Below are 26525 nucleotides of genomic sequence, written 5' to 3'. Positions count from 1 at the left end.
TTACAAGTCCGCGTCCAAATATACTGGCCGACGTTTAAACATCTGACGATACCAATAATCGCTGCGATCCTGCCGCCAACGTGTTAACTGCCAACCAGAGCCGACACTCTGCCAACGCACTTGGCCATTCGCCGCCGTATCAAGCCAGGTGATACCGGCGTTTTGATAGGCCAATTTCACCTCTGGTGACGGAAGCTGCCATGGATTAAGGAGCCCGGTTGACGCCACGCCCCAAACGGGATCAACGGCGCGAATAAACGCGGAGGAAGACGAAGACGCACTACCATGGTGGGGCACCAAAATGATGTCACTATCAAGTGCCTTTTTGTCGGTCAGAGACGCCAACAAATCAGCCTCCCCACTGGCTTCTATATCGCCAGTGAGCAACACGCTACGCCCATCGCCAGACACTCGGATCACACAGGAATCATCATTATCAGCACGCCGCTTTTGTGCCGGAGGCCAGAGTACCGAAAAGGTGAGTCCTTGCCAGCGCCAACGCTCGCCGGCCACACAGGCTTGATACCCAACGCGCCGCTCACTGGCGCGGCGCCACTGTGGTGAATAGGTATCAGACATAAACGTCGCGCCACCATCATGATCACTGTCGCCATGACTGAGAATGAGGCCATCTAACTGTCTAATTTGCCGATGTGTCAGAATCGGCGCGATAACCGCCTGAGCAATGCCACCCACCTGCCAGCGGTTGCCAGTGTCATAGAGCACCGCGCGGTTATTCTTACTGATCAATACCGCCAACCCATGCCCGACGTCCAACACATCAATTTGCCAGTTGACCGGTTTGGGATCTCGCCAAGCTACCACGGCTGCGGCAAGGACCAACATCACTGCCTTTAAACGATGCCAATGCCACCCGTAGAGTCCCCAAGCGAGTACCATCGCCGATATTGCCCAGCCTGCCGAAGCGACTGGGGCGGGTAACCAGGTGTCCGCCGCCTGATCGGCCAGTGCCATCACCGGTTGAAGGCTGGCATTTGCCCCGTCCCACACCCAATCTGCGACACGGGAAAGCGATAAACTCTCACTCAGCAGGCCGACAAAGACCAGCGGTACGGTCACCATACCCACCCAAGGCACCGCCACGAGGTTAATGGGCGTGGCAGCGGCGCTGATCCCTGCAAATAACCCTAGCTGCAAAGGAAGCATTCCTACCAATAGAATCAACTGTATACCGATAAGCTGCTTGATAGGGCGAAGCCAAGACCGTGTTTGTTTTCGACCCTCGGTGGTGTGAGCAAGCGTGTAATGCGCCATGCATAAGGCCCCCACGGCGGCAAATGAGAGCCAAAAACTCATTGAGAAACCGGCGAAAGGGTCGCGGAGCAATACCAATAATAAGGTTAACTGCAACAGATTCAGCGGAGAAATCCGCGCTCCCAAGCGTTTACTGATCGACACCAGCATCAAGGCAATGAGCGCGCGTTGAGTGGGCAGTGCAAACCCGGCTAATGCCGCATAGAGCGACGCCACCCAAACTGCAACGTACAAAGGCAACCATAAAAACAGGCGTCGTTCTGGTAGAAAGACGCGCGCCCAACGGCCGATTTGCCACCCTATTCCGTAGGCCAAACCAATATGCAACCCTGAAATAGCCATCAAATGCGCCAAACCACTGTGCGTCAGCGTGTCCCAGTGCGCTGGGGTTAACCACCCTCGCTCGCCAAGGCTCAATGCCAATAAATGCGGCCCATAGGACAGTGTTGATAAAGCGGGACTAAGCGTATCGAGTAGTTGTTGACGCCAACTCACTTGCTCAGTCAATTGCGTCGCTTCTTTTAGCCGAGCTTTGGCATGTACTCGCCGTGCAACATAATATTTTTCAGCATCAAAACCTGCCTCGTTTAATCGCCCATAAGGCGGCTTAAACGTTACCACCAATTGCCAGCGCTCGCCTTGCTTAGGATACGGGGGAGATTGCCAATAAACACGCACTCGGGCTGAGCGAAAAGGCGGCAATCTTGTGTGATTAATTTTATCGGCGTCAAAAATAATCGCTTGCGCCCCCTTTTTTGCGCTGAAAAGGGTGCCCACTGTCCCACTGATTGTAGTATCCTCTTGGTGTGAAATGACGTGGATCACGTCGGCTTGATACAAGTTTGCGGACAATACAGCCCAAGTGAGTCCTAACGCGCTTCCAGCAAGCCACCACCAACGTCTTTTCCACCCAACAAAGAAGACGATCACTGTCATGATACAGACCCAAATTGGCGGTAATATTGGCCACCAAGGTAGCGACAGCACGGCCAGTGCGGCAGTCAATGTAAAGGTCAGCGTCATTGCGTAATTTCCAGGTAATGTAAACAGGTATGCCTAAGAAGTTTTTCCAACGCTATATGCCCAAGCGTGAAACATTGCGCGACAATAAGGCACTCAGGGTGTTTGGTAGCCTGTTGCATGACCCCAACTTATGGTGCCTTAACCGCCGGTCGGCTTCCGGTGCCTTTGCCGTCGGCTTGTTTATGGCATTTGTCCCCCTACCAAGCCAAATGATCATGGCTGCCGGCCTAGCGATTCTGTTTGGGGTCAACCTGCCGCTTGCCGTCGCGTTAGTATGGGTAAGCAACCCCATCACCATGCCGGTGCTTTTTTATCTTGCTTATAAGCTCGGCACCTGGATGATGAACAGTCCCCCATACCCGTTCCACTTTGAACTATCGTGGCATTACTTGGCGGAGCAAATGAGCCACATCGGCCCACCGTTTTTATTAGGCTGCGCCACCAGCGGACTGGTGATGGCTGTCATCGGCTATTTCACCGTACGTGGCATCTGGCGCTATTCTGTGGTCAGAAGCTGGGAAAAACGTAAGTTACGCTTGCCTAAGAAAATTAAAGAAGTGTTGCCTAACCCAAACAAGCCCTCTTAAATCGTCCTGATTTAATCTACGCGAGGCATCAAACGCGTCCAAACGCCGTCAGGCAGAAGTGCGAGGCAGGCGTCAGCGCCGCGTATACACTTGATAGTCCCTGCAGGGTTCAACGAGGCAGATCAAAAAGAGCCCATTGTCGGGCTCTTGGTTTTTATAAAATAAAGCGTATCAGTGACCAAAGCATACCAAGCGATATCGCCACTATTTGGCACTCAACACCGCGGCAGGCTCGAGCTGACAGGCTCTTCGGGCTGGATACCAAGCGGCAAGCAAACTAAGCAGTATGGCCGTGGTACTCACCAGTATGACATCGGCGGCATGCAGCTCACTGGGTAAGAAATTAATAAAGTACACATCCCCTGATAAAAAGCGATGCCCGAGCCACTGTTCGACCTGAGACAATATCGCCGTGAGGTGAGTGGCGAGGGTGACCCCCAATAGACTGCCCAACACACTGCCTAAGGCACCAGAAAAGAGCCCATACCAAATAAAGATGCGGCGGATCAGTCTATCGTCCGCCCCCATGGTGCGCAAAATAGCAATGTCAGCAGCTCGGTCTTTTACCGACATCATCAAGGTTGAAACCACATTAAAACAGGCCACACCGATCACTAACACCATCACCAAATACATGATGGTTCGCACCAACTGAATATCCCGATATAAATAACCGAACTCACTCGTCCAGTCTTTTAGATACACATAGGTGGTTAGCGTTTGGCCGACTTCATGCACAATCTGACGGGCCTGCAACACCGGAGACACCTTTAGAGACACACCGGTCACTGACTGTCCTATTTGCATAATAGTTTGCGCGTCCTGAAGTCGCATCAGGGCCAATGAATGGTCGATTTGTCCACCGAGACGCAACAGTCCAGCCACTTGCATTCTCACTCGCTTCGGGGCGCGCAATGCAAGTTGGCTATCCGTCGCGGGAACCATGACCGTTAACCAATCTCCTTGACTGACGCCCAACTTCGCCGCCACGCCTTGTCCCAACACAATCTGCGACTGCCCAGCTGGCAAGCTCTCCCAGCCACCTTCAATATAATCACCAATGCGACTCACGGTTTGCTCATCATCCGGATCGACAGCGCGAATTTGCGCAGGTTGCAGCGCAGAGCCATGCTCCATCAACACCGTCATCTCAACATAGGGAGCCGCAGCCTCGACATTGGGATGCTGCTCAGTCTGACGTTTGACCTGTTGCCAGTTATCGATAGGGCCATTGACACCAAACACTTGTGCATGCGGTACCACAGACAGCACACGTTGATTCAGTTCGCGCTCAAAGCCGTTCATCGCAGACAGACCCACAATGATCACCATCACCCCCACCGCAATCCCAATCACTGACGATAAGGAAATAAAAGAGACCAAGCGATTGCGTTGTCTGGCGCGACTAAAACGACGACCGATGGCCAACGATAAAGGCTTCATGCTCCCTCCTGCCCCAGCAACTGACCGTCTTGCATGGTCAGTTGACGATCCAATTTTGCTGCCAGCTCACCGTCATGGGTTACCACTAAAAAGGCCGTGCCATGTTGGGCATTTAACTGGCGCATCAAATCGTAGATTTCGAGCGCAGTGGTATGATCCAAGTTGCCGGTCGGCTCATCGGCCAGTACCAACTTGGGTTCATTGACTAATGCACGTGCAATGGCCACACGCTGCCGTTCGCCACCTGATAGCTCTGCCGGGCGATGGCTGAGCCGGTGTCCGACCCCTACCGCGTTGAGCATGGCCGTCGCACGTTCAGACGCGGCGCTGTGGCTCATTTTGTTGATCAAAAGCGGCATCATCACATTTTCCAGCGCGGTGAAATCGGCGAGCAAATGGTGAAATTGATACACAAACCCAAGCGTTTGATTGCGCAGCTTTGCTTGCTGCTTGGCCGTCATCGCATTGACCGCCTCACCCTCAATCCACACATCACCTTCCGAGGGCAAATCGAGCGTCCCCAAGGTGTGTAATAATGTACTTTTCCCCGAGCCAGAGGAGCCTACTATCGCCACCAGCTCTCCCGGGGCAATGGTCAAGGAAACATCGTTTAACACACAGGTCGGCTGTCCGCCCTCTTGATACGTTTTACTGACGCGGTGACAGGACAACAAAGATTTACTCATAACGCAGTGCCTCAGCAGGGTGAACAGATGCCGCTTTAAACGCAGGAAATAGCGTGGCTAGCACACTTAGCACGACCGCTAAGCCTAATACCATCGCCACATGAAAAGGATTAATAACCACAGGTAACGCTAGGCCGTTACCCAGCAGACTCACACCAAAAATAGACATGATTTCATTGATGTATGCCGATAGGAGCACACCGAGCACGCCACCTACCGCGGCGCCCAGCACACCACTCAAACTGCCTTGGGCAATAAAGACAGCAACAATGTCTTTATCTTGCATCCCAAGAGTTTTTAAAATCGCGACCTCAGATTGTTTCTCCATGACCACCATGATCAGCGCGGAAATAATGTTAAACGCGGCGACAATCACAATCAGGCTGAGCATCAAGCTCATCATGTTCTTTTCCATTTTTACCGCTTGAAACAGCTCGCCGCGCCAAACACGCCAATCCGTCCACGTATCGGGATCGGCGTGTGCCTTTAATTGGGTAATGGCAAATGGATCATCTAAAAACAGGCGTAAATCGTTGGCTTGAGACGGTGATACCCCACTGAGTCTCGCCACATCGTCGATGTTAGCCAGCATTAATTGCCCGTCGACATCCGTCCCTGTATGGAAGATACCCGCCACCGTAAATAAGCGCTGTGCGGGGATCCGACCTATCGGTGTAAAACGACTGGCACTGGTTACCATCACGCGGACAGCATCCCCGACGCGAAGTTGTAACTCAGCGGCCATGCTACGCCCAATGATCACTTGATAGCGCCCGGCTGCCAGTGCCGACAGTTCACCTTGCAATAGGTGGGAAGCCAAAGGCTCATGTGCACTGGGGTCGATGCCCTCTAACAAGCCGGCGCTTAAGCCTTTGCGGCTTTGAATCACGGCATCCGTGGTTTGTACCGGCGCCGTATCAATCACGTGAGGCCAACGCTCAATCGCGGTTTGATCTGGGTTTGCTTGCCCGTTGGCAATAATCGCGTGAGGCAACACGCCGAGAATTCGGCCTTTCAGCTGAGCTTCAAAGCCATTCATCACCGACGAGACGGTGATCAACGCCATCACGCCAATGGCAATGCCTGCCGTCGACATCGAGGAGACGAAGCGTCCAAAACGGTCGGCTGAGCGGCCGCGTAAGTATCGCAAGCCAATAAACACCGACAAGGGTTGAAACATAGCGCACCTAGCTTATTGTTTTGATTCGCTGCAAGCATACCTGTCCAATGGGGGGACGCCAAGCCGACCTTTTACGAAAGGCACCATTGTCACCCCAATTAACGCCTCACCGCCCCCAGAAACTGCGACTGATCTTTACCTCTTGCCAAGGGTGCGTGATAATCATTAATACAACTGCAATCTAAGGCACAGTGATGAGCCAAGACGAATATTTTTCTGTGCGAGCGGCGATTCGCATTAATGTTGAGCCTCTTGCTGACAATCAAGCCCAGCCAGATGCGCAGGCTTTTACCGCCGAAATCCCGGCACCTTTTCGCCTGGCGAGTCAATGCGGCCAGCTCGATAGCGACGTAGAAAAAGATCTTAAAGCGATCGATCCGGAGGATGCCTCTGCGTTATTCCGGGTGCTGCAGGCGCAAAACGAAAAAATGACACTGATGATGGGCTATATGCTCAGCCACGAAGATCAGCCCGACCATCGCTTTGTGACACACGCATTTGGGGCGAGCAGTTTTTCTTATCATAGCCATTCGCCAATTAAAAAAGGCGTGCACGCGCGCGTGAAGTTGTTTCTCGATTATCCGCCAACGGCCATCTATTGCTACGGCGTCGTGACGAGATGCGAGCCTCACACCGACAGCGATCAAGAAAACCCTGACTATGTGATCCAAATTCAGTACACGCGTTTATTGGAAGAAGACCGCGACACGCTCATTCGTGCTGCGTTACATCATCAACAAAAACTCTTAAAAAAGCGTGCACGAAACCGAAAACAATCAAGCAGTTAAACTCATGACCCAACAACCGCTCTATGCTTTTACCCTGCCCTCAGGGCCAGGCGACGTCAAACATCTTGGCAATTTATCAGGGGCTGCGTTACCGCTAGCCATTGCGACGCTCACCCAGCAACACGCCGGTCCGGTGTTCCTTTTGGTGCCCGACAACCAGACTGCGGTGCGTTTGCAGCCCGCCATTCGTCAATTTACCCAGGGTAACTGTGACCTCCTGCCTGATTGGGAAACCTTGCCTTACGACAGTTTTTCTCCCCATCAGGATATTATCTCCGCGCGTTTGTCTTGTCTGTATCAGCTTCCTCATCAACAAGACGGGGTACTCATTGCGCCCGCGAGCACCGCATTACAGCGCGTGACGCCGAGACATTTTCTCCATCAACATGCCTTAATGGTGAAAAAAGGCGATATCTTATCGCTTGAGAAATTGCGTGATCAGCTGACAGACGCCGGCTACCGCCACGTTGACCAAGTGATGGAGCATGGCGAGTTTGCGAGCAGAGGCTCGATTCTCGACTTGTTCCCAATGGGCAGTGACGAACCTTATAGGATCGATTTTTTCGATGATGAAGTCGATACCATTCGCCAATTTGATCCAGAAAACCAACGCTCCACGGGTGAGCTAGAACAGATCCAGCTATTACCCGCGCATGAATTCCCCACCGATGACGCGGCGGTGGAATATTTCCGAGGCCGTTTTCGCGAGCATTTTGAGGCGCGCCGAGAGCCAGAATCTATTTACCAACAAGTGAGTAAGAAAACCTGGCCGGCTGGGATTGAATACTGGCTGCCACTGTTTTTTGAACACACCGAAACCTTGTTCGATTACTTACCGAACAACACCTTGGTTTTATCGGTCGGGGATATTGACAGTGCGATTGACCATTTCCAAGCGGACGTGGCAACCCGCTATGATCAACGACGCGTCGACCCGCTTCGCCCACTGTTACCCCCCGAGGCGTTGTGGCTCAGTAAAGAGCGCTTACACACCACCTTAAAGCAGTACCCTCGCTTAAAGCTGGAAAGTGACAGCGTCACAGAAAAAGCGGGGCGAGAAAACCTCGACATTGCGCCGCTGCCAACGTTGACGGTCAATCACCAAGCCAAGGAGCCCCTCGCGGCGCTACGCCAATTTAGTGAGCAATTTAGCGGCACCCTGGTTTTCTCAGTCGAATCGGAAGGACGACGCGAGGCCCTGCTGGATCTTCTCGCCCAAGCCAAAATTCGTCCCATGGTGGCCGACGGCTTGCAAGAAGCTTTGTCGCAACCCGGTCGATTTGGCTTAATCATCGGTCCGGTTGACCAAGGCTTTATTGATAACACCCGACAATTTGCCCTAATTTGTGAAAGCGACATGTTTGGTGAGCGCGCGGTGCAGCAGCGCCGGCGCGATAAACGCAAGCAAAGTGTCAGCAGCGATGCGGTGATCAGAAGCTTGGCGGAGCTAAAACCCGGCCAGCCCGTTGTCCATCTCGAGCATGGTATTGGACGCTACCAAGGCTTACAAACTCTGGAAGCGGGCGGGCTCAAAACCGAGTACATGACGCTCGAATACCAGCAAGGCGCCAAGTTATATGTTCCGGTTGGCGCCTTACACCTGATTAGTCGCTATTCTGGCGGCGCAGAAGATGCCGCTCCCGTACATAAGCTTGGCGGAGAAGCCTGGGAGAAAGCACGCCGCCGCGCCGCAGAGAAAGTGCGTGATGTCGCCGCTGAGCTACTCGATGTGTATGCCAAACGAGAGACCAAGCCTGGCTTTGCGTTTAGCCATGACAAAGACGCCTATCGCGCTTTCCGGGCGACTTTCCCGTTTGAAGAAACCAGTGATCAATCACAAGCGATCAACGCGGTGCTTTCCGATATGTGTCGCCCCATTGCCATGGATCGCTTGGTATGTGGCGATGTCGGCTTTGGTAAAACTGAAGTGGCTATGCGTGCCGCCTTCTTAGCGGTCAATAACAGCAAGCAAGTTGCCGTGTTAGTCCCCACCACTCTGCTGGCTCAACAGCATTTCGAGAATTTCCGCGACCGCTTTGCTAATCTTCCCGTCCGGGTGGAGGTGTTGTCACGCTTTAAGTCTGCAAAAGAGCAAAAAGCAATTTTGGCCGATTGTGAAGCGGGTAAGGTCGATATTCTGATTGGCACCCATAAGTTACTGCAATCGGATGTGAAGCTACGCGACCTCGGTTTATTGATTGTTGATGAGGAGCACCGGTTTGGGGTTCGCCAGAAAGAGAAAATTAAGGCGATGCGAGCCAACGTGGATATTCTCACATTAACCGCCACGCCGATCCCCAGAACACTGAATATGGCGATGAGTGGCATGCGCGATCTCTCGATTATCGCCACCCCACCGTCACGCCGCCTCGCGGTGAAAACCTTTGTCCGTGAACGCGAAGATACCCTAATTAAAGAGTCATTGCTGCGTGAGATTATGCGCGGTGGCCAGGTATACTTTTTACACAATGATATCGAGACCATAGAAAAAACGGCGAATGAAATCAGTGAAATGATCCCAGAAGCGCGCGTGACTGTGGCCCATGGCCAAATGCGCGAACGTGAGCTAGAAAAGATCATGAGCGATTTCTACCATCAACGATACAACGTGCTGGTATGTACCACCATTATCGAAACCGGTATCGATATTCCCTCAGCCAACACCATTATTATTGATCGCGCCGATCACTTTGGCCTCGCACAACTCCACCAACTGCGTGGCCGTGTCGGTCGCTCGCACCACCAAGCCTATGCGTATCTGCTGACCCCCCATCCAAAACGGATGACCAAAGATGCGGTGAAACGACTGGACGCCATTGCCTCGCTCGAAGACCTTGGCGCTGGCTTTACCCTCGCGACCCAAGATCTAGAAATACGCGGCGCCGGTGAGCTACTCGGTGACGAGCAAAGTGGTCAAATCCAATCGGTCGGTTTCACCCTGTACATGGATATGCTTGAGCAGGCCGTCGAGGCACTAAAAGAAGGTAAAGAGCCGAGCTTAGATGTATTGCTGAATGAACAAACAGACATTGAGCTGCGTTTGCCTGCGCTGTTACCGGATGATTATATTCCCGATATCAATATGCGTTTATCGATGTATAAACGCATTGCCAGCGCTAAGTCCAACGATGATATTAATGAGCTGCAAGTTGAGCTGATAGACCGCTTTGGTCTGCTGCCTGACGCCACCAAAAACCTTCTTCATATCCAGCAGCTCAAGATACGCGCCGCGGCATTAGGGGTGAAAAAGATCGAAGCCAGTGATCGTGGCGGCATGGTCGAGTTTCATGAGGATGCGCAAATTGATCCCGGATTCTTGGTCGGGCTGTTACAATCGCGGCCAGACAAGTATAAATTTGACGGGCCAACTAAAATTAAGTTTATCGAAAGTCTCACCGATCGACGGGAGCGGATGAACTTTATTGATGAGCTGTTGACTCAATTTGCAAGTCACCAACTGGTCGCATAATGGCTTGCCAAAGAAAACGGAGTAACCTGTGAAAAATCATTCATGTCACCCACCAGGCTGGCTAGCACGCTATACCAAGCAGAGCCTTTGGGCGTTGCTACTGATCTCACTTAGCCAACCGGTTTTAGCTAAGCGACTTTATGATGTCGAATTGATTGTGTTTAAGCGCAACCAAGACCCTGCTAGCGTGGAGGAAAGCTGGCCAGCACAAACCGATATGGGATCGGTACGTCGTGCAACGCCAGTGACGAACAACAGCGCACTACAAAATGCAGGACTGACCCCACTACCTCGTAGTCAATGGCAGCTGACAAATGCCTACAACAAACTGTCTAACCATGCGGGCTTTACGCCCATGGTGCATGTTGCATGGCGTCAAGATGACAGTGGCCGCGCTGCCCTGCCTTTGCTGCGTGTCAGTGCCGGAAAAGACTATCGCGACCGTTTTAATCCAGACGGTACGCCAGTGACAGCGCAAGCCACCCCGTCAAGCAATACAGCGTCAGATAGCGAACAAGCGTGGGACGAGCAGGCGCTTGAAACCGCGCCCCCTCGCCAGCCCCTCTATGAGCTAGATGGCACACTGCGCGTCTACGTCCAGCATTACTTGTTCGTCGAGGCCGACATGGTGCTACGAGAGCCAAGCGAGCGGCGCGCACTGGTGGAAGACGTGGTCAATATGCCACTGCAAACCACAGATGCGCAGCAAGGGGCCTCATCAAACACGAATAACGTACAAGTCGCGGGCCTAGAAAAGGTGAAGAAGCAGTACCACATCGAGCGCTTTTTGCAGCCTTACGCGTTCACGCACAAACGACGGATGCGCAGTGGCGAAATTCACTATTTGGATAACCCCATGATGGGAATGATTATTCAAGTACGCAAAGCGAACTAGCCTGCTCACCAGATATCCGCTCACGCCTTGTCATCACTCACGATGACAAGGCGCTTTTCTATTCGTCACTTTCATGTAAAAGATAAAGATATCAATTTCATCAATTGTGGCTATTGATGCCACATTCAATTAAAAAGCCTTTATTGCTATTTATAATCGCCGCCCGGCAGCCACACTCATTGATTAAGTCTCATTTATCGGTGATTTGGCCTATGAATATGTGTTTCCCGCCTGCTCTCGTTCAATACCGCAATACAGTCACTTTGGTTGCGCTTCTTACCTTAGCTGGCTGCACGTCCCAACCCTCTCAGCAACTGGTCAAAGACTATGCGCAACAGTCCATCAAGGTGCATCACACCGTTGAATCTGTCTACGTTAGCGCGAAACAGGCGCGTGTTGACGCGGTTCTATCGCGTGCAGTGCGCGATGGGCTTCCGGCTTCCAAACTCAAGATCACACCAATTGCCGATACCGGACAACAACAAGCCCTCGCCGATCTCGTCCGCTACAGCCAGCTTCTCTCCGCACTCGCCACCGAGGATCACAATGCGCGAATCGACCAGGCATCTGAGCAACTACATGACACCCTGAGCTCTCTTCGCGACAATCCTTTTGTTCACGACATTAAGTCGGTGGAAGACGCTGATATCGCGATTGTCTCGACCGGTATCAATGCACTCGGCCGCGCAATGAGCGATACAACGCGTCATCGACAATTGCTGGCCGTAATGGACGCAGGACAACCCGTGATACAGCAAACTATTGCGCGTCTTCGTCAAGACCTCCCCCATTGGCAAATGGCAACCCGGGTCGCTTTAGATCAAGCCCTATCGATTCGTATGCAACTGCTAAACAACCCGAATCGCTGCCAGCAACGTCGCGAGACTCGCTGCATCACCTTCCATACGTCTTATGATCAGCGGCTTAAAGCCTACCGCCATGCTTATCACACCAAACAAAAGCTACTGGGACTGAATGCCTACTTTGCACGCTTAGATCGTACCTTATCGGACTATGTGGCCATGCATAACGCAATCATTGATTCACTCCGTCTAGATAATAACGCCTCTGTGCAAAGCGCCCGCCGTGCGATTGAGACCACCAAGCACCACCTTGATGCGCTTAACGACTTTCAACAGCAGCTAGAGGAGTGACCATGAGCCCCAACGAAACAAGCTATCACCTACTGAAATCGAATTACGACAGCCTCGACCGGTTTTTGAGTCAAACATTGATTGGGCCACAACTGGAACCATTGCAACGAAAAAGAGAACAGCTAGGCGAGCAACTTTATCACTATCATACCAGCATGATTGCCTTGCATAGCGACCAGTTTGAGCAGGATGCGCACGAGTTGGATCGCCTTATCACCCATGCACGCCAAGCACAAAAGGTGATTGATGAGGCAGAAGAGACCATAGAGCACGTGGCAAAAATCGGTAACGCCATTGATAAGGTATTGGCGCAGTTGGCTAAGGTAATCTAAAACAAAAAACCGGCCAACAGCCGGTTTTCTCATTAATCTTCCGCAAACAGGTACCGCATTATGCGCTGTTTTTCGTACCCGTTGGTCGCGCACGACGGGGTTTGTTAGCCGAATTGGCCTCACCGCGCGCTCGCGACGTATTACCCGCCCCTGGCTTACCGCCGCTTGGTTTGTCGGTATGGCGACGATTTTTCCCTACCGGCTTGTGGCCACGTGCATTGTCACCAGAGCGTTGACCATCCTGACGCGGTTTATTCTTTTTCGGCTTCTTGGGCTTGATCGGACGCGTGTCGAGTTTAGACTCTGGCACTGGATTCGCCACCGGAAAGTCCGCCAAGCTATGGCGCGGGAGAACCTGTTTAATCAAGCGTTCAATGGCAAACAAATCTTTGGCTTCATCAGCGCACACCAAAGACACGGCATTGCCTACCGCCCCCGCGCGACCGGTGCGACCAATACGGTGAACATAATCTTCCGCCACATGAGGTAAATCGAAGTTCACCACTTGTGGCAATTGGGCAATATCAATACCACGCGCTGCGATATCCGTTGCCACCAACACTCGCACGTCACCGGTTTTGAATTGTTCAAGTGCTTTGGTGCGCGCGCCTTGGCTCTTGTTACCATGAATGGCGGCGGCACTTACGCCGTACTCATCCAGATAACGCGACAAGCGGTTGGCGCCGTGCTTGGTTTTGCTAAACACCAGCACCTGTTGCCAGTTATTGTCAGCAATCAAAGAAAGCAGCATCGCGGGCTTTTTCTTTTTATCAACCGGATAAATGCACTGCTCCACCCCTGTCGCGGTTTGGTTCGCAGGGCTCACCGAGATCTCAACCGGATTATTCACCAGCTCTTTCGCTAGCTGGCGGATGTCAGCCGAGAAAGTGGCAGAGAACAGCAAGTTTTGACGCTTGGCTGGCAACAGTCCCAAGATCTTACGAATATCACGAATAAACCCCATGTCTAGCATGCGATCAGCTTCATCCAGCACCAGCACTTCCAGCTGAGAAAAACGCACCGCATTTTGCTGATACAGATCCAATAAACGCCCTGGCGTCGCCACCAGCACATCAGCGCCTTTGCGAAGCTTCATCATCTGCGGGTTTATCTTCACCCCGCCAAATACCACCATAGAGCTCAGCGATGTATGCTGGCTGTACTGCTCAACATTTTTATGCACTTGGGCGGCAAGCTCACGGGTTGGGGTCAGAATCAGGGTGCGAACGTGGTTAGGTCGCGCGCGTTTACCTGCTTGTAAACGCTCTAAAATAGGCAAAGTAAAGCCTGCGGTTTTGCCCGTCCCGGTTTGCGCGGCCGCCATCACGTCTTGCCCTTCAATCACCGCTGGAATCGCTTTTTCCTGAATCGGTGAGGGTGTGGTATAGCCTTGCTCTTCTACGGCTTTTAATAATGGTGCAGATAGTCCTAAAGAGGAGAAACTCATCAATTGATCTCAATAAATTAAAAATGTCGTCACAGGCCGCATGGCCCATCACTTAGGGTCATGAATATCAATATCGTGGTATGAGAAAAACTCGGCGTCAGGAGGGTTGCTCTAGAAGTGATATCAATAATCTTGATTGCGGGGCTATTGTGACGCCTTTCATGTCAGGCGGCAACCACTATCATGCAAAATGCCAGCTCATTCCAGTGCTAACCGGCACGAGCTGGCAACATCACTTAATCGTCAAACGGCTGAGGCACTGGGGTATCAGCGTTGGAAGGCGGAAGTGTCGGCAAGTCAAAGCTCGGCTGATCGCCAGTCAATGTGAGCAAGAATGCCACAATCTTCGCATTTTCATCATCGGTAAACTTACGACCTAATTGCAGACGTCCCATAATGTCGACCGCCTCTGTTAACGTTTGCGCTTCACCGTCATGGAAATACGGATAGGTTAATTCCACATTACGTAGCGTCGGCACCTTGAACATAAAGCGATCCGCGTCTTTACCCGTCACCGCAATACGCCCTTCGACGGGATTCTCAGTTTGATAAGGTTCAAGCAAGCCCATTTTCTGGAACGAGGTACCACCTAACGCACTGCCGTTATGGCATGCCACGCACCCTGACTCGACAAACAGACGATAACCCGCCAACTCATAATCACTAATCGCAGAATCATCCCCCATTAACCACTGATCGAAAGGAGAGTTGGGCGTGACCAAGGTACGCTCAAACTCGGCAATAGCATCCGTCACGTGCTCAATCGTGATCTCCGTGACACCAAACACTTGATTGAATTCACGCACATATTGCGGAATGGACTGCAGAACATCGATGGCGAGCACATGGTTCGACGCCATCTCTCCTGGATTCGCGATCGGCCCGCCGGCCTGCTCTTGCAAATCAGACGCGCGACCGTCCCAAAATTGAGCAATAGACAAGCTAGAGTTCAAAACGGTAGGCGAATTAATCGGGCCTTGTTGCCAATTATGACCAATCGACGTTTTTAGGTTATCACTGCCACCCATGCTGAGGTTATGGCAGGAATTACACGAAATGAAGCCAGACTTAGATAGCCGTGGATCAAAAAACAGTTTCTTACCAAGCTCGGCTTTTCCGATATGGATCTCTTCTGGCGGGGTAATCGGCGAGACGGGTTCGTTGCGGGGTAATGCTGATGCAACCTGACTCGCTATAAGTCCGGTAGCGACAATAACCGTCTTAATGATTGAACGCATTGCTCCTCCTGATGATATTTTTTTATTTAGTCACCACTAATGTAAAATAGTCACCCATCAAGACTTGTGCGAGTATAATGTCTACCTTTATTGACTACGATCAAAAAGACCGAGGCATGCCCCGGTCTTATCGTTTGATTTCGCGGTGCCTGATTCAGGCGCAACGTTTAGTGCAACTTTAGACTCGGACGCAACACGCGGTTAATCCGCCCAACCAGCATCATCAAACCGGTTTTGACATAACCGTGCAACGCAATTTGGTGCATCCGGTATAGGGAAATATAAACCATGCGAGCAATCCGGCCCTCAATCATCATCGAGCCTTTGGTCAGGTTACCCATCAAGCTACCCACGGTAGAAAAGCGGCTGAGTGAGACTAACGAACCGTGATCTTTAAACACATACGGCTTCAGTTCACGCCCATTCAACTTCGCCACAATGTTACTAAAACAGCGACTGGCCATCTGATGCGCAGATTGTGCACGCGGCGGTACTTTGCTGCCGTCTTCTTGCGTGCACGCCGCACAGTCACCGATCACAAAAATATCGTCATCACGGGTAGTCTGCAGGGTGTTTTTCACTTCTAACTGGTTGATACGGTTTGTTTCTAAACCGGCGATCTCTTTCAAAAAGTCAGGCGCTTTAATGCCAGCGGCCCACACCATAATATCAGCATGGATGCGCTCGCCTTCTTTGGTTTCTAGCCCTTCTTCATCGGCCTTGGTGACAAAGGTATTGGTTTTCACCTTCACACCTAACTTTAATAATTCTTGATGTGCGGCACTGGAAATGCGTGGCGGCAATGCGGGTAATATCCGCTCACCGGCTTCAACCAAGGTCACGTTCAGTTTCGAGTTATCTAAATCACGGAAGCCATAGTTCCGTAGTTCTTTAATCGCGTTGTGTAGTTCGGCAGACAGCTCCACCCCGGTGGCACCGGCCCCGACAATGGCGATATCGACACTGCCTTGGCCGTGTTTGGCGTGCAATCGCATGAATTCGTTGTTCATTTCACGACGGAAACGATGCGCCTGCTTAGGGTTATCAAGGAAAATGCAATTGTCCCGTACCCCTGGCGTATTGAAATCATTCGACGTTGAGCCAATCGCCATCACCAAGATGTCGTAATCCAACTCACGCTCAGGCATCAACAGTTCGTTGTTTTCATCATACATGGGCGCTAGCGTGATCACTTTCTGGTCACGATCAATGTCCCACAGCGTGCCCATTTGAAAGTCAAAACCATGGTTTTTAGCATGCGCACGGTAACTAAGCGCATCGACGCCTTCGTCCATCGACCCTGTCGCGACTTCGTGTAACAACGGCTTCCAAAGGTGGCTGCTATTTTTATCCACCAAGGTAATCTCTGCTCGGCGCTTGCGGCCTAACGTGCGGCCCAGCTTGGTTGCAAGCTCAAGCCCGCCTGCACCGCCACCGACAACGATAATTTTGGTCACTTCTACATCCTTACCTAACTAAAAAAATACACGCTAGCCGCCCATCGGCGACTGGCTAAAACTGGCACTCATTGGCATTTTGTCAGTAACTAACAACATCTGTTGCGTATTCTGCGTTCTTTTTTATTGGATTGTTCGTCAACGCAAGGCTCTATTTTGCCGTAAAACGACAATTACTTCGAGCCTTGTCTGCGCTTAATTAATGGATTACATGTAGGAAAATTACACCAAATGCTCGCAACACTGTGGTTACGAGCATGGCATTAGGCCGATTGTTTAAACTCGGCAATGGCTTGTAGGTGGGCGGAGAGATTTTTAAATTTGTGGCTTTGTTTTTCATCCCAACGTACGGGATAAAACGGAGACAGCAGATGGTAGCTACGTTGACTGTCTAACACATCATCTTCTCGCGACAAAATGACCAACGCGCGCTGCTGATTACGTTGGCGAAAATCGGTAACGCATTTCGTGGCAATGTCTTCATACTCTTCCGGACGGTCGATTTTGCCCTGCATGTTTTCATAAGGATGAAGGTTGGGGTTAATGATCACCTGCTTAATGCCACACAGAAAGCCAATGCGCTCAGACCAATAAGCACCAAGCCCCACGCCGCAAATCAAAGGGGCTGGATCACTGCTTGCTTCAATTTGCGTCTGAACTTGTTTCAGCAGGTGTTGCATATCGTGCTTGGGGTGCATGGTGCTGTAGTTGATGGTGCGCACATCGTCATCGACAAATTGAAGCTGCAGCACCTTTTCATGGTTGCCTGGGCTCGTGGCATCGAAACCGTGAAGATATATGATCATGTAAAGCCATCCTTGGTTGTCGCAAAGCTGTGACCCTTATCAATAGCATAGCCCTCCGGACAGAAAAATGAGCAAGATCACCCTAGAAATAATCAGGGTATTTGACCCGCCACGATGTCACACCTCGTCCCGATAATAAGATAACGCGACCCGCTCCAGCAGACATTGCGCTAGTCAAGGCTCAACGGCTCATGTCACTAAGGCGCGTTTGCCACTCATTAAGACTTTCCACTAAGCGGTTGCGTTGTTCGTCATCCAGGCTGCGATCCAGGCGCAGCAGCCAATCCAGCCGCCGAGAACGATAGATTGCCATCTCGGTTTCCGTCTCTGGCCCGGCTCGCCACGCCACCACATCATTCACCCATTGCGACAACGCCGCTTCGGTATCAATCGATTGTCTGTTATTGATAATGTTAAACAGGCGGCTGACTAACCGTTCACGTACTTGACGGAATGTCGGCATCGCCGCTTGTTGGTATTGCGCCATTTCGGTGAAGAGCGGCTGCTGATGGCGGTCGGTATCACCCACCCACTCTTCGGTATCTTCTTCCAAGTCATCCCGTTGATAGGCAAATTGCTCGTCCTCAGAACGCTTGGCGCGGCGCTGAGTGGCTTGTTCAATTTCCTCTTCCATCCACTGCGTCAGTGCTTGCGCTTGCTCATCGTCAAAACTATCAAGTAAACGTGCGGTGGCGGGCACAAAAGCCTGTAATGTCGCGCGAATTCTCTCTTTCACCGCGTCTTGATGCGCGCGTAATTGCGCCATCGTTTGCCGCTCGGTACTTTGTGTGGCGATCAGTCCTAAGCGCTCAGCAATAGCCGGTAATTCGTGAGTGCGGTGCCATTGTTGAATCTTATCGAGATCGGCTTTAACTTGGCGGGACTGTTCGGGGCGCAAATTGACAATATCGTCAATGTAGTAATGAATCCAAAACGGCAAGGTGTTATAGGCCAGCTCTGTGGTACAGCCCACCAGCAATAGCAAACAGCCAACTAACCACCCTGTTCGACAACCTTGTTTGACCATCCCTTCCTCCGTGTTCAATTAGCCTCGCCTTTGTGCCGCCAGCTGTTCAAATAGCTGATTAGCCGCCTCTTTATAGGCCGGTAGCCGATACAAGTTCGCACCTACCTCATACCAGCATAGCGCCAAATAGTCGGCAAACGGCAACCACGCCAAGACGCGCCTGCGCACCGCCTCCGTCGCTTTTATCTGTTGCTGCGCACAATAGGTTTCAATCACCGCATCAGGCTGTAGGGCATTGGCACGACAAAACAGCGCAATATCAAGGTGCGCATCGGCCGTACGTGCATATTCCCAATCAAGCACGACAGCGCCACGATGGGGCGTCATCACAACGTTGTAAGCGCCCAGATCCATGTGACACAGCACCGGAATATCGCCCTCTTCGGCAGGTCGCTGCGCGATTGCCCAGGCTTTAATATCCGCTAGACGATGCACGTTGGCGGCTGATAGCTGCCGCTCGTAATGCTGGCATTGTGCATCAACCGAGGCGGTTTCAATTTCAACCGGTAATTGGTGTATACAAACCAACAGGTCGATTAAGATCGCTGCGTGATCATCGTTACATTGATCAAGCGGCTGACCTGGCACCCAGGGCACCAGTAAGCCTTCGGCCAACAGCGCAATCGGCTGAGGTGCCAACCCATGATTGGCGGCCAAGGATTGTGCGTTTGCTTCGCGCGCCCGATCGATGTCAAACGCCCTGACGGCTTGGCTATTAGGGCGCCATACACTCTGTCCACCTTGTGAATCGGTAACGCGCCAACAACGATTGGTCAAACCGGCGGCCAGTGGCTCAGTGTGGATTATCTCTGTCGGCTTGGCGTAAAAGCGGCTCAGTGCCGTGTTAATTGGCGCGTCGAGTGCCGGAGACCAATCATTCACTGACAAACGTCTCAACCCCTTGCCACGCAATCACACCAGAGTGTAAGTCCATCAGTTGCAAGCGCAGATGATAGGGGCTCCCCGCTGTTATTTTGCCACTCAGCTGGTACTCAGCCCCCAGCATTCGACCATATTGAACAATGGTAGACGGGTCGACCAATGCTTGATTTTGCGCCAGCCCAAGTGACTGACGCACCGCTTGCACTCTCGCCTCAGGCACTGGCGTAATGCGGCCAGCAGTGACTAACCCCGCTTTAAGCTGCTCGGAATAAGTTTGTGTCGGAAAGTAGTGGTTACTCAGGTTTTGAATGGGCTGCACCAGGGTGACGGGTGACGATTGCAACGGCTGGCTGTCAAGTAGTCCACTTACTGCCGCGTGCATTGCCTGATCCAAGCTCGGATGAGGCCGACGAGAGGGAGTCGTTGTCGATGGGCTCTGCGCACCCGGTTGATAAACCGGTTGTGTGCGTGGCGCACAGCCAATCATGGTCAGTAAGAAAAACGCCATGAGCAGAGTGGTAAGTAGTGAAGGCTGTCGCAGCGAACGCTGTCGCAGTGAATACTGTCGCCCCGCCGACGGCATGGGTAAAGAAGCAAAGCGGACAAGTGCCATTGTTATTTCCTCAAGGATAAGTATGAGCCTGGCTGTTGATCTCGACGTAAGGAGGCACGCTAGTGGACAATCACCATGCGGTACTGGGTCGCGCTCGCGGTCGGCACCCGAGTATTAATACGTTTAGAGGCCTTCGCAGGCAACGAAATACGCTGCCACTCAGACGGCGAGGCCTCCACTTGCAGCCCTTGTTTGTCGTACCAATAAAAGCGGTAACGCATCCACTGGGAGTGCTGGCTACGATTAATAAGCGTTAAACAGGTTTGTCGCGTGGTCTTCGCACCGGCACACGCCCGCCGTTTAACGTCGAGTACCTGCGCCAGTGTATTATCCGAATAAACCACAGATTGTCCTGGCGTGATCGAAAGAGATGGCTTGCCGGTGGCACATCCAGCCAACAGGCTCAGGGTTGCCAGTAAACACAACCATTTACCCATACTCTTACCCTCTTAACGCTTGTCTCGACTAGCCAACCACCATTGGCCCCAACGCCCGGCCACCCACTAGATGCATGTGAATGTGGTAAACCTCTTGCCCACCATGCTGATTACAATTCATGATCAAGCGGTAACCGTCTTCGGCAATCCCTTCGTCAGCGGCTAATTTTTTCGCCACCGTAATCATACGTCCCAGCGCAAGCTCATCATCGGTATCCACATCGTTAGTGGTCGGAATCAACTTATTGGGCACGACTAAGATATGCACAGGGGCACGCGGGTTGATATCGCGAAAGGCGGTCACGAGTTCATCCTGATACAAAACATCCGCGGGGATTTCTTTACGAATGATTTTGCTAAAAATTGTTTCTTCCGCCATGGTTCACTCCCTTTTATTGTTGTTTACCGCGCCAAGTATGCGGCAGCCCTACTTGAAGGGCAATACGCTGACGGTGCTAATGTACAACAATTGCGTCAACATCCGGTTAAAACTTGGTTAATCTCCCCAAACAATCAGGGGCTGAATCAAGTAATCGATTGCGTTACCATAGCGACAATGCCTTGACATGTAAGGATCACAGCATGACCACCCTATTATTTAAGAATGTCTCCGTTGTCAACGAAGGACAGATTGTTGAAACGGATGTCCTGGTTGAAAATGGCCGAATCAGCCAAATCGCCCAAGATATCAGCGCGCCCGCCGCGGCCGATTGCCGCGTGATTGATGCCACTGGCAAGCACCTTCTGCCAGGGATGATTGACGACCAAGTGCACTTTCGCGAACCCGGTTTTCCGAAGAAAGGCACCATCGCCACCGAATCCAAAGCGGCGGTCGCGGGAGGCATTACCACCTACATGGAAATGCCTAACGTCAACCCACCCACCACGACGCTAGAGGCGCTGGAAGAAAAATAYCAACGCGCCGCGCAATCCAGCCATGCTAACTACGCATTTTACCTCGGCGCGACCAACGACAATATTGACGAAATTCGTCGTTTAGACCCCAATAGCGCCTGCGGGGTAAAAGTGTTTATGGGCGCCTCCACCGGCAATATGCTGGTGAATGATCCAGAGACACTCAACGCCATTTTCGCTGATTGTCCCACGCTCATCGCCACTCACTGCGAAGACACTCCCATGATCAGCGAACTCGAGAGCATCTATCGCGAGAAATATGGTGAAGACGTGCCGATTGATGCCCACGCGCACATTCGCTCTAAAGAAGCGTGCCTTAAATCATCCCAGCTGGCGGTTAACCTCGCTAAAAAGCACGGCACCCGTTTGCATGTGCTGCACTTGACCACCGAAGATGAGCTGTATCAGTTTGAGCCAGCCAAAACGCTCGAAGCCCTGCAGCAAAAGCAGATCACTGCTGAAGCCTGTGTCCATCACCTGTTTTTCAACCGAGATGATTACGCGACCAAAGGCACGTTGATCAAATGTAACCCAGCGATCAAAGAAGCTCACCATCAGCAGGCACTGATTCAAGCGGTCAAAGACGGCGTGATTGATGTGATTGCCACCGATCATGCCCCCCATACGTTTGAAGAAAAGCAAAACAGCTACTTCAACGCGCCGGCTGGCCTGCCTCTTGTGCAACATGCGTTACAAGTGGCCTTAGAGTTTTATCATCGTGGTATCTTCGATTTGCCTTTGGTGGTGCAAAAAGTGGCACACGCCCCTGCAGTTCGCTATCAGGTGAAAGATCGTGGCTTTATCCGTGAAGGATATTGGGCCGATTTAGTGCTGGTGGATCTCAACCAAACCCAGACGGTTGGTCAAGATAACCTCTTCTACCAATGCCAATGGTCACCGTTTGACGGCCACACTTTCGGCTCTAGCATTGATATGACTATCGTCAATGGCCAAATTGCCTTTGAGCACGGTCAACACAGCGACGAACGCTATTCAACGCGCCTTGAGTTCGACCGTCAGTAAGTCATTGCATAGGCGCGCGACTATGTGTCGCGCGCACAAGACAGATATTTCACTGTATAACGCGTCAACAAGGGTGTTTTTGTCTGACAGGTCAAACTCTGGCATCACAAACCTTGCGCGCAATAACGATTTGCTTTTATATCCGAATCGTATATTGTGTGGGTGATATATGGATATTCACGCTGCTTGGTTTCAACACCGGATGATGTTGAAAAGCTGTGTTCGCAAGGAGAGGTAACCTTAAGCGTCTTTCGGTTATCGCGACACTCGTATCCTACCTCTTCCACTGGCGCAAGCTGTTCATCATGCCTGTTTTGGCCTTTGATGAAACGCTCCAGCTGGCTGATATCCGCATCAGGGCGTGCATTGTGGCTCCGGCCAACAATGACCAACCCAACACGAATGACGGGCGTTTGCGCATAAATCGCAGGCGACCATCCAAATCATCGAGTATCTGCCGTGCCAACGATACTGAGCGCATTCAGCGTCTATGGCTATCGGTGAACTCGTGACGTCGAATAATCAACCAGTGAGGTGATGATGTCTTCATCTGCTTCTAAGCCACTTCTCAGTGTCGAAAACCTGAGTGTGTCATTTACGACCAACGACGGCATGGTCGATGCCGTTAAAAATGTTAGTTTTGACATCATGCCCGGTGAAACCGTGGCAATCGTTGGTGAATCAGGGTCAGGAAAATCGGTTTCTAGTAGCGCCGTGATGGGGCTGCTCCCCAATAACGCATTAGTTAAGCCGGCCTCTAAAGTGACCTTTAATGACACCAATGTCTTGACGCTGTCCACCAAGCAAATTCAGAAGATGCGCGGCGATCGTGTCGCCATGATCTTCCAAGAGCCGATGACTTCGCTTAACCCTTACATGCGTGTTGGCGAGCAGTTAACCGAAGCGATTCAGTGTCACCATCGCACCACAGCTGAGAAGGCAAAACAGCGCATCATCGACTTGTTAAACCTGGTTCACTTGCCTAACCCTACCAGCGCGCTAGAGAAGTATCCGCACGAGTTTTCTGGCGGTCAGCTTCAGCGCATCATGATTGCCATGGCACTGGTTAACGAACCGGATTTGTTGATTGCCGACGAGCCAACCACCGCCCTTGACGTCACGGTGCAAGCGGAAGTGCTTAATCTGATTGGCGAGCTCCAGCAAAAAATGGGCATGGCCATCATGTTTATCTCGCACGACCTCGGCGTGGTGAAACACCTGGCCGATCGTGTGGTGGTCATGTGCAAGGGTGAAGTGGTCGAGACCAATGACACCCAAGCCCTGTTCGAAAATCCACAAAAAGATTACACCAAGATGCTGATCGACGCCGTGCCGCGTGGCCGCAAAGAAGCCCCGCAGGACGATGCAGAAAACTTGCTGACCGTGGATAACGTCACCATCAAGTACTTCTTGGGGGCAGACTTCTTTGGTGGCAACAAACGCTATTTCGAGGCGGTCAGTGATATCAGCTTATCACTGCGACGCGGTGAGACATTGGGCATTGTCGGTGAGTCTGGCTCAGGGAAATCGACCCTAGGCCGCGCCATTATGCGCCTGTTACCCGTCGCTGAAGGTCGCGTTTGTTTTAAAGGCCAAGATATTCACGGGATCAAAAACAGCGAGAACAAAGCGCTTTGCCGCGATATGCAGATGGTGTTCCAAGACCCATTTGGCTCTTTGTCGCCACGCATGACAGTCGGTGAAATTGTTGCCGAAGGCTTGCGCACGCATTTCCCCGAGTTGAGCAAAAAAGAACGTCTCGAGCGGGTGAAAGATGCACTGTATGAGGTACGTCTAGATACCTCAGCGATCAACCGTTATCCGCACGAGTTCTCCGGCGGTCAGCGTCAGCGTATCGCGATAGCACGTGCGTTGATTTTGAACCCTGCGTTTATCTTGCTGGATGAGCCAACTTCGGCACTGGACCGCTCCGTACAGCTGACGGTCATCGACTTGCTGAAAGATATCCAAAAACGCCATAACATCGGTTATCTGTTCATCAGCCACGATTTGAGTGTGGTTCGTGCCCTATCCGATCGCGTGATGGTGATGCAAAAAGGGAAAGTCATGGAAGCCGGTACACCAGAGGAAATCTTCCATCACCCACAAAACGAGTACACGCGTAACCTGATTGCTGCCTCGTTCGACCTTGCAGAAGAGGAAGTGGCCTAGCCCACGCAGTGATGCCCAAACGGGCAACATCGTTAAACAAAAAATGCGCCAATTTGGCGCATTTTTTTATGGTTTCTATCCACTTATACGCTGCCCGACTCAACGCCTTCTTGTTAACGCAAGCAGGCGTTAAGCCAAACAGGCACCATTAACGGATTAGTCATCCATTTCGGCTATCTTCACCTTCCAGGTGTCTGGGCCAATCTGATGCGCATTTTGTCCTTGCGCGTCGACGGCCACCGTGACCGGCATGTCTTCGACATCAAATTCGTAGATGGCTTCCATCCCCAAATCTTCAAACGCCACCACACGTGCGTGCTTAATCGCTTTTGAAACCAAATAGGCCGCGCCGCCAACCGCCATCAAGTACACGGCTTTGTGGTTTTTGATTGACTCGACCGCCGCCGGGCCACGCTCGGCTTTACCAATCATGCCCATCAAGCCGGTTTCGGCGAGCATCATATCGGTAAACTTATCCATACGGGTCGACGTGGTAGGGCCTGCAGGGCCAACCACTTCATCGCCTACCGCATCAACAGGACCCACGTAATAGATAAAGCGACCGTTAAAGTCGACGCCTTCGGGAAGGCCTTCGCCATTGCGCAGCATTTCTTGCAAGCGTTTGTGTGCGGCGTCGCGTCCAGTCAGAATCTTGCCTGATAAAAGCACGGTTTCACCGGTTTGCCAGCTTTGCACGTCTTCTTTGGTGACCGTATCCAGGTTGACACGACGTACATTCTCGCCGACTTCCCAAGTGACTTGCGGCCACTCTTCCAATTTTGGTGGTGCCAACTCGGCAGGCCCGGTACCATCAAGTGTAAAGTGAACATGACGTGTGGCAGCACAGTTCGGGATTAAGCACACAGGTTTAGACGCCGCATGGGTCGGAGCCGTTTTCACTTTTACATCCACCACCGTGGTTAAACCGCCCAGCCCTTGGGCTCCGATGCCCAGCTTGTTCACACGATTGAAAATATCGAGGCGCAGCGCTTCATCGGCATTGCTTGGACCACGTTCGATAAGCGCTTGAATGTCAATGTGCTCCATCAGTGACTCTTTGGCTAACACCGCGGCTTTTTCTGCCGTGCCGCCAATGCCGATACCCAGCATGCCCGGTGGACACCAACCCGCGCCCATTGCAGGCAACGTTTTTTCTACCCACTCGGCAACATCATCCGATGGGTTGAGCATCACCATTTTGGTTTTGTTTTCAGAGCCTCCGCCCTTCGCGGCGATTTGAATATCCACGGTGTCGCCTGGCACCATGTCAATGTGCACCACCGCAGGGCTGTTATCACGGGTGTTTTGGCGTTTACCTGCCGGATCAGCCACCACAGAGGCACGCAACGGGTTGTCAGGATTGGTGTACGCACGTCGCACCCCTTCATCCACCATTTGCTGCACCGTCATATCGTGGCGGTCCCACTGCACGGCCATCCCTACTTTGACAAAACAGGTGACAATACCCGTGTCTTGGCAAATCGGGCGCTTGCCCTCGGCCGACATTCGCGAGTTAATCAAAATCTGTGCGATGGCATCTTTCGCCGCTTGGCTTTGCTCCTTGTTGTAGGCTTTTTCAAGGGCTTGAACAAAATCAAGAGGGTGGTAGTAAGAGATATATTGCAGGGCATCTGCAACACTTTCGATCACGTCTTGCTGTTTAATAGTGGTCATCA

At 51.9% G+C, this 26525-nt stretch carries 22 protein-coding genes; 8 read left to right on the top strand and 14 right to left on the bottom strand.

The annotated features are described in order from the left end of the window. The gene (locus tag BZG23_RS12165) at positions 1-2298 is read right to left on the bottom strand and encodes a DNA internalization-related competence protein ComEC/Rec2 (RefSeq protein ID WP_077607082.1); all 2298 of its coding nucleotides are present in this window, start codon (positions 2296-2298) and stop codon (positions 1-3) included. Between the two features lie 29 nt (positions 2299-2327). Here BZG23_RS12165 and BZG23_RS12160 point away from each other — a divergent pair, with 29 nt between their 5' ends. Beyond that, complete coding sequence (locus BZG23_RS12160; RefSeq protein WP_046073140.1) at positions 2328-2885, top strand: DUF2062 domain-containing protein; 558 nt, start codon at positions 2328-2330, stop codon at positions 2883-2885. Between the two features lie 204 nt (positions 2886-3089). On the opposite strand, the gene lolE is transcribed toward BZG23_RS12160, so the two are convergent. From lolE to BZG23_RS12145, 3 genes are read right to left on the bottom strand one after another with little or no spacing between them, the layout of a single operon-like run. Continuing rightward, complete coding sequence (gene lolE / locus BZG23_RS12155) at positions 3090-4328, bottom strand: lipoprotein-releasing ABC transporter permease subunit LolE (RefSeq protein WP_046073139.1); 1239 nt, start codon at positions 4326-4328, stop codon at positions 3090-3092. Next, entirely contained in the window at positions 4325-5014 is a 690-nt protein-coding gene (gene lolD / locus BZG23_RS12150; RefSeq protein ID WP_046073138.1) for a lipoprotein-releasing ABC transporter ATP-binding protein LolD, read from the bottom strand. The genes lolE and lolD overlap by 4 nt, the downstream gene beginning before the upstream one ends. Further along, entirely contained in the window at positions 5007-6194 is a 1188-nt protein-coding gene (locus BZG23_RS12145) for a lipoprotein-releasing ABC transporter permease subunit (RefSeq protein ID WP_077607081.1), read from the bottom strand. The genes lolD and BZG23_RS12145 overlap by 8 nt, the downstream gene beginning before the upstream one ends. A 194-nt stretch (positions 6195-6388) precedes the next feature. On the opposite strand from BZG23_RS12145, the gene BZG23_RS12140 reads away from it, so the two are divergent. The 5 genes from BZG23_RS12140 to BZG23_RS12120 all read left to right on the top strand — a co-directional run bounded on the left by BZG23_RS12140 (position 6389) and on the right by BZG23_RS12120 (position 12832). Further along, on the top strand, positions 6389-6982 hold the full coding sequence (locus BZG23_RS12140; RefSeq protein WP_077607080.1) for a hypothetical protein: 594 nt from the start codon (positions 6389-6391) through the stop codon (positions 6980-6982). Between the two features lie 4 nt (positions 6983-6986). Continuing rightward, a complete protein-coding gene (gene mfd, locus BZG23_RS12135) occupies positions 6987-10451 on the top strand; it encodes a transcription-repair coupling factor (RefSeq protein ID WP_046073135.1) in 3465 nt (1154 codons plus the stop codon). Positions 10452-10479: 28 nt separating this feature from the next. Continuing rightward, the gene (locus tag BZG23_RS12130) at positions 10480-11346 is read left to right on the top strand and encodes a peptidoglycan binding protein CsiV (protein WP_077577738.1); all 867 of its coding nucleotides are present in this window, start codon (positions 10480-10482) and stop codon (positions 11344-11346) included. A gap of 212 nt (positions 11347-11558) precedes the next feature. Beyond that, positions 11559-12500 (top strand): hypothetical protein, encoded by a 942-nt coding sequence (locus BZG23_RS12125; protein WP_131825381.1) that lies wholly within the window; start codon positions 11559-11561, stop codon positions 12498-12500. Positions 12501-12502: 2 nt separating this feature from the next. Next, a complete protein-coding gene (locus tag BZG23_RS12120; RefSeq protein WP_077577736.1) occupies positions 12503-12832 on the top strand; it encodes a hypothetical protein in 330 nt (109 codons plus the stop codon). A 58-nt stretch (positions 12833-12890) separates the two neighbouring features. Here the strand turns inward: BZG23_RS12120 and BZG23_RS12115 are convergent, their stop codons facing one another. From BZG23_RS12115 to hinT, 9 genes are all read right to left on the bottom strand, one after another. Continuing rightward, positions 12891-14279 carry a DEAD/DEAH box helicase gene (locus tag BZG23_RS12115; RefSeq protein WP_077577735.1) on the bottom strand — a complete coding sequence of 463 codons (1389 nt, stop codon included), beginning with the start codon at positions 14277-14279 and terminating at the stop codon, positions 12891-12893. Positions 14280-14515: 236 nt separating this feature from the next. Then, entirely contained in the window at positions 14516-15505 is a 990-nt protein-coding gene (locus tag BZG23_RS12110; RefSeq protein ID WP_369795683.1) for a cytochrome-c peroxidase, read from the bottom strand. 179 nt (positions 15506-15684) lie between these two features. Continuing rightward, a complete protein-coding gene (locus BZG23_RS12105) occupies positions 15685-16974 on the bottom strand; it encodes an NAD(P)/FAD-dependent oxidoreductase (RefSeq protein ID WP_046073129.1) in 1290 nt (429 codons plus the stop codon). A gap of 263 nt (positions 16975-17237) precedes the next feature. After that, positions 17238-17780: an alpha/beta hydrolase YcfP gene (ycfP, locus tag BZG23_RS12100; RefSeq protein ID WP_046073128.1), complete on the bottom strand. Its 543-nt coding sequence runs from the start codon at positions 17778-17780 to the stop codon at positions 17238-17240. 181 nt (positions 17781-17961) lie between these two features. After that, positions 17962-18807, bottom strand: coding sequence for a DUF6279 family lipoprotein (locus BZG23_RS12095; protein WP_077577734.1), 846 nt, complete (start codon positions 18805-18807; stop codon positions 17962-17964). Between the two features lie 18 nt (positions 18808-18825). Continuing rightward, positions 18826-19689 (bottom strand): phosphotransferase, encoded by an 864-nt coding sequence (locus BZG23_RS12090; protein WP_198532160.1) that lies wholly within the window; start codon positions 19687-19689, stop codon positions 18826-18828. Further along, positions 19682-20302, bottom strand: a complete 621-nt coding sequence (locus BZG23_RS12085; RefSeq protein ID WP_046073125.1) for a hypothetical protein — start codon at positions 20300-20302, stop codon at positions 19682-19684. The genes BZG23_RS12090 and BZG23_RS12085 overlap by 8 nt, the downstream gene beginning before the upstream one ends. A gap of 59 nt (positions 20303-20361) precedes the next feature. Continuing rightward, positions 20362-20739 carry a DUF1425 domain-containing protein gene (locus tag BZG23_RS12080; RefSeq protein WP_077577732.1) on the bottom strand — a complete coding sequence of 126 codons (378 nt, stop codon included), beginning with the start codon at positions 20737-20739 and terminating at the stop codon, positions 20362-20364. 28 nt (positions 20740-20767) lie between these two features. Continuing rightward, positions 20768-21118: a purine nucleoside phosphoramidase gene (hinT, locus tag BZG23_RS12075; RefSeq protein ID WP_046073123.1), complete on the bottom strand. Its 351-nt coding sequence runs from the start codon at positions 21116-21118 to the stop codon at positions 20768-20770. 203 nt (positions 21119-21321) lie between these two features. On the opposite strand from hinT, the gene BZG23_RS12070 reads away from it, so the two are divergent. Further along, entirely contained in the window at positions 21322-22677 is a 1356-nt protein-coding gene (locus BZG23_RS12070; RefSeq protein WP_077577731.1) for a dihydroorotase, read from the top strand. A 540-nt stretch (positions 22678-23217) separates the two neighbouring features. After that, positions 23218-24849, top strand: coding sequence for an ABC transporter ATP-binding protein (locus tag BZG23_RS12065; RefSeq protein WP_046073121.1), 1632 nt, complete (start codon positions 23218-23220; stop codon positions 24847-24849). A gap of 156 nt (positions 24850-25005) precedes the next feature. On the opposite strand, the gene BZG23_RS12060 is transcribed toward BZG23_RS12065, so the two are convergent. Further along, positions 25006-26523, bottom strand: coding sequence for a fumarate hydratase (locus tag BZG23_RS12060; protein WP_046073795.1), 1518 nt, complete (start codon positions 26521-26523; stop codon positions 25006-25008). Positions 26524-26525: the final 2 nt, after the last annotated feature.

The sequence above is a fragment of the Salinivibrio sp. ML290 genome (assembly GCF_001995695.1).
GTDB lineage: Bacteria > Pseudomonadota > Gammaproteobacteria > Enterobacterales > Vibrionaceae > Salinivibrio > Salinivibrio siamensis.
Note: the sequence above shows the minus strand (reverse complement) of the source record. Positions and strands in the feature narration are given on the sequence as shown.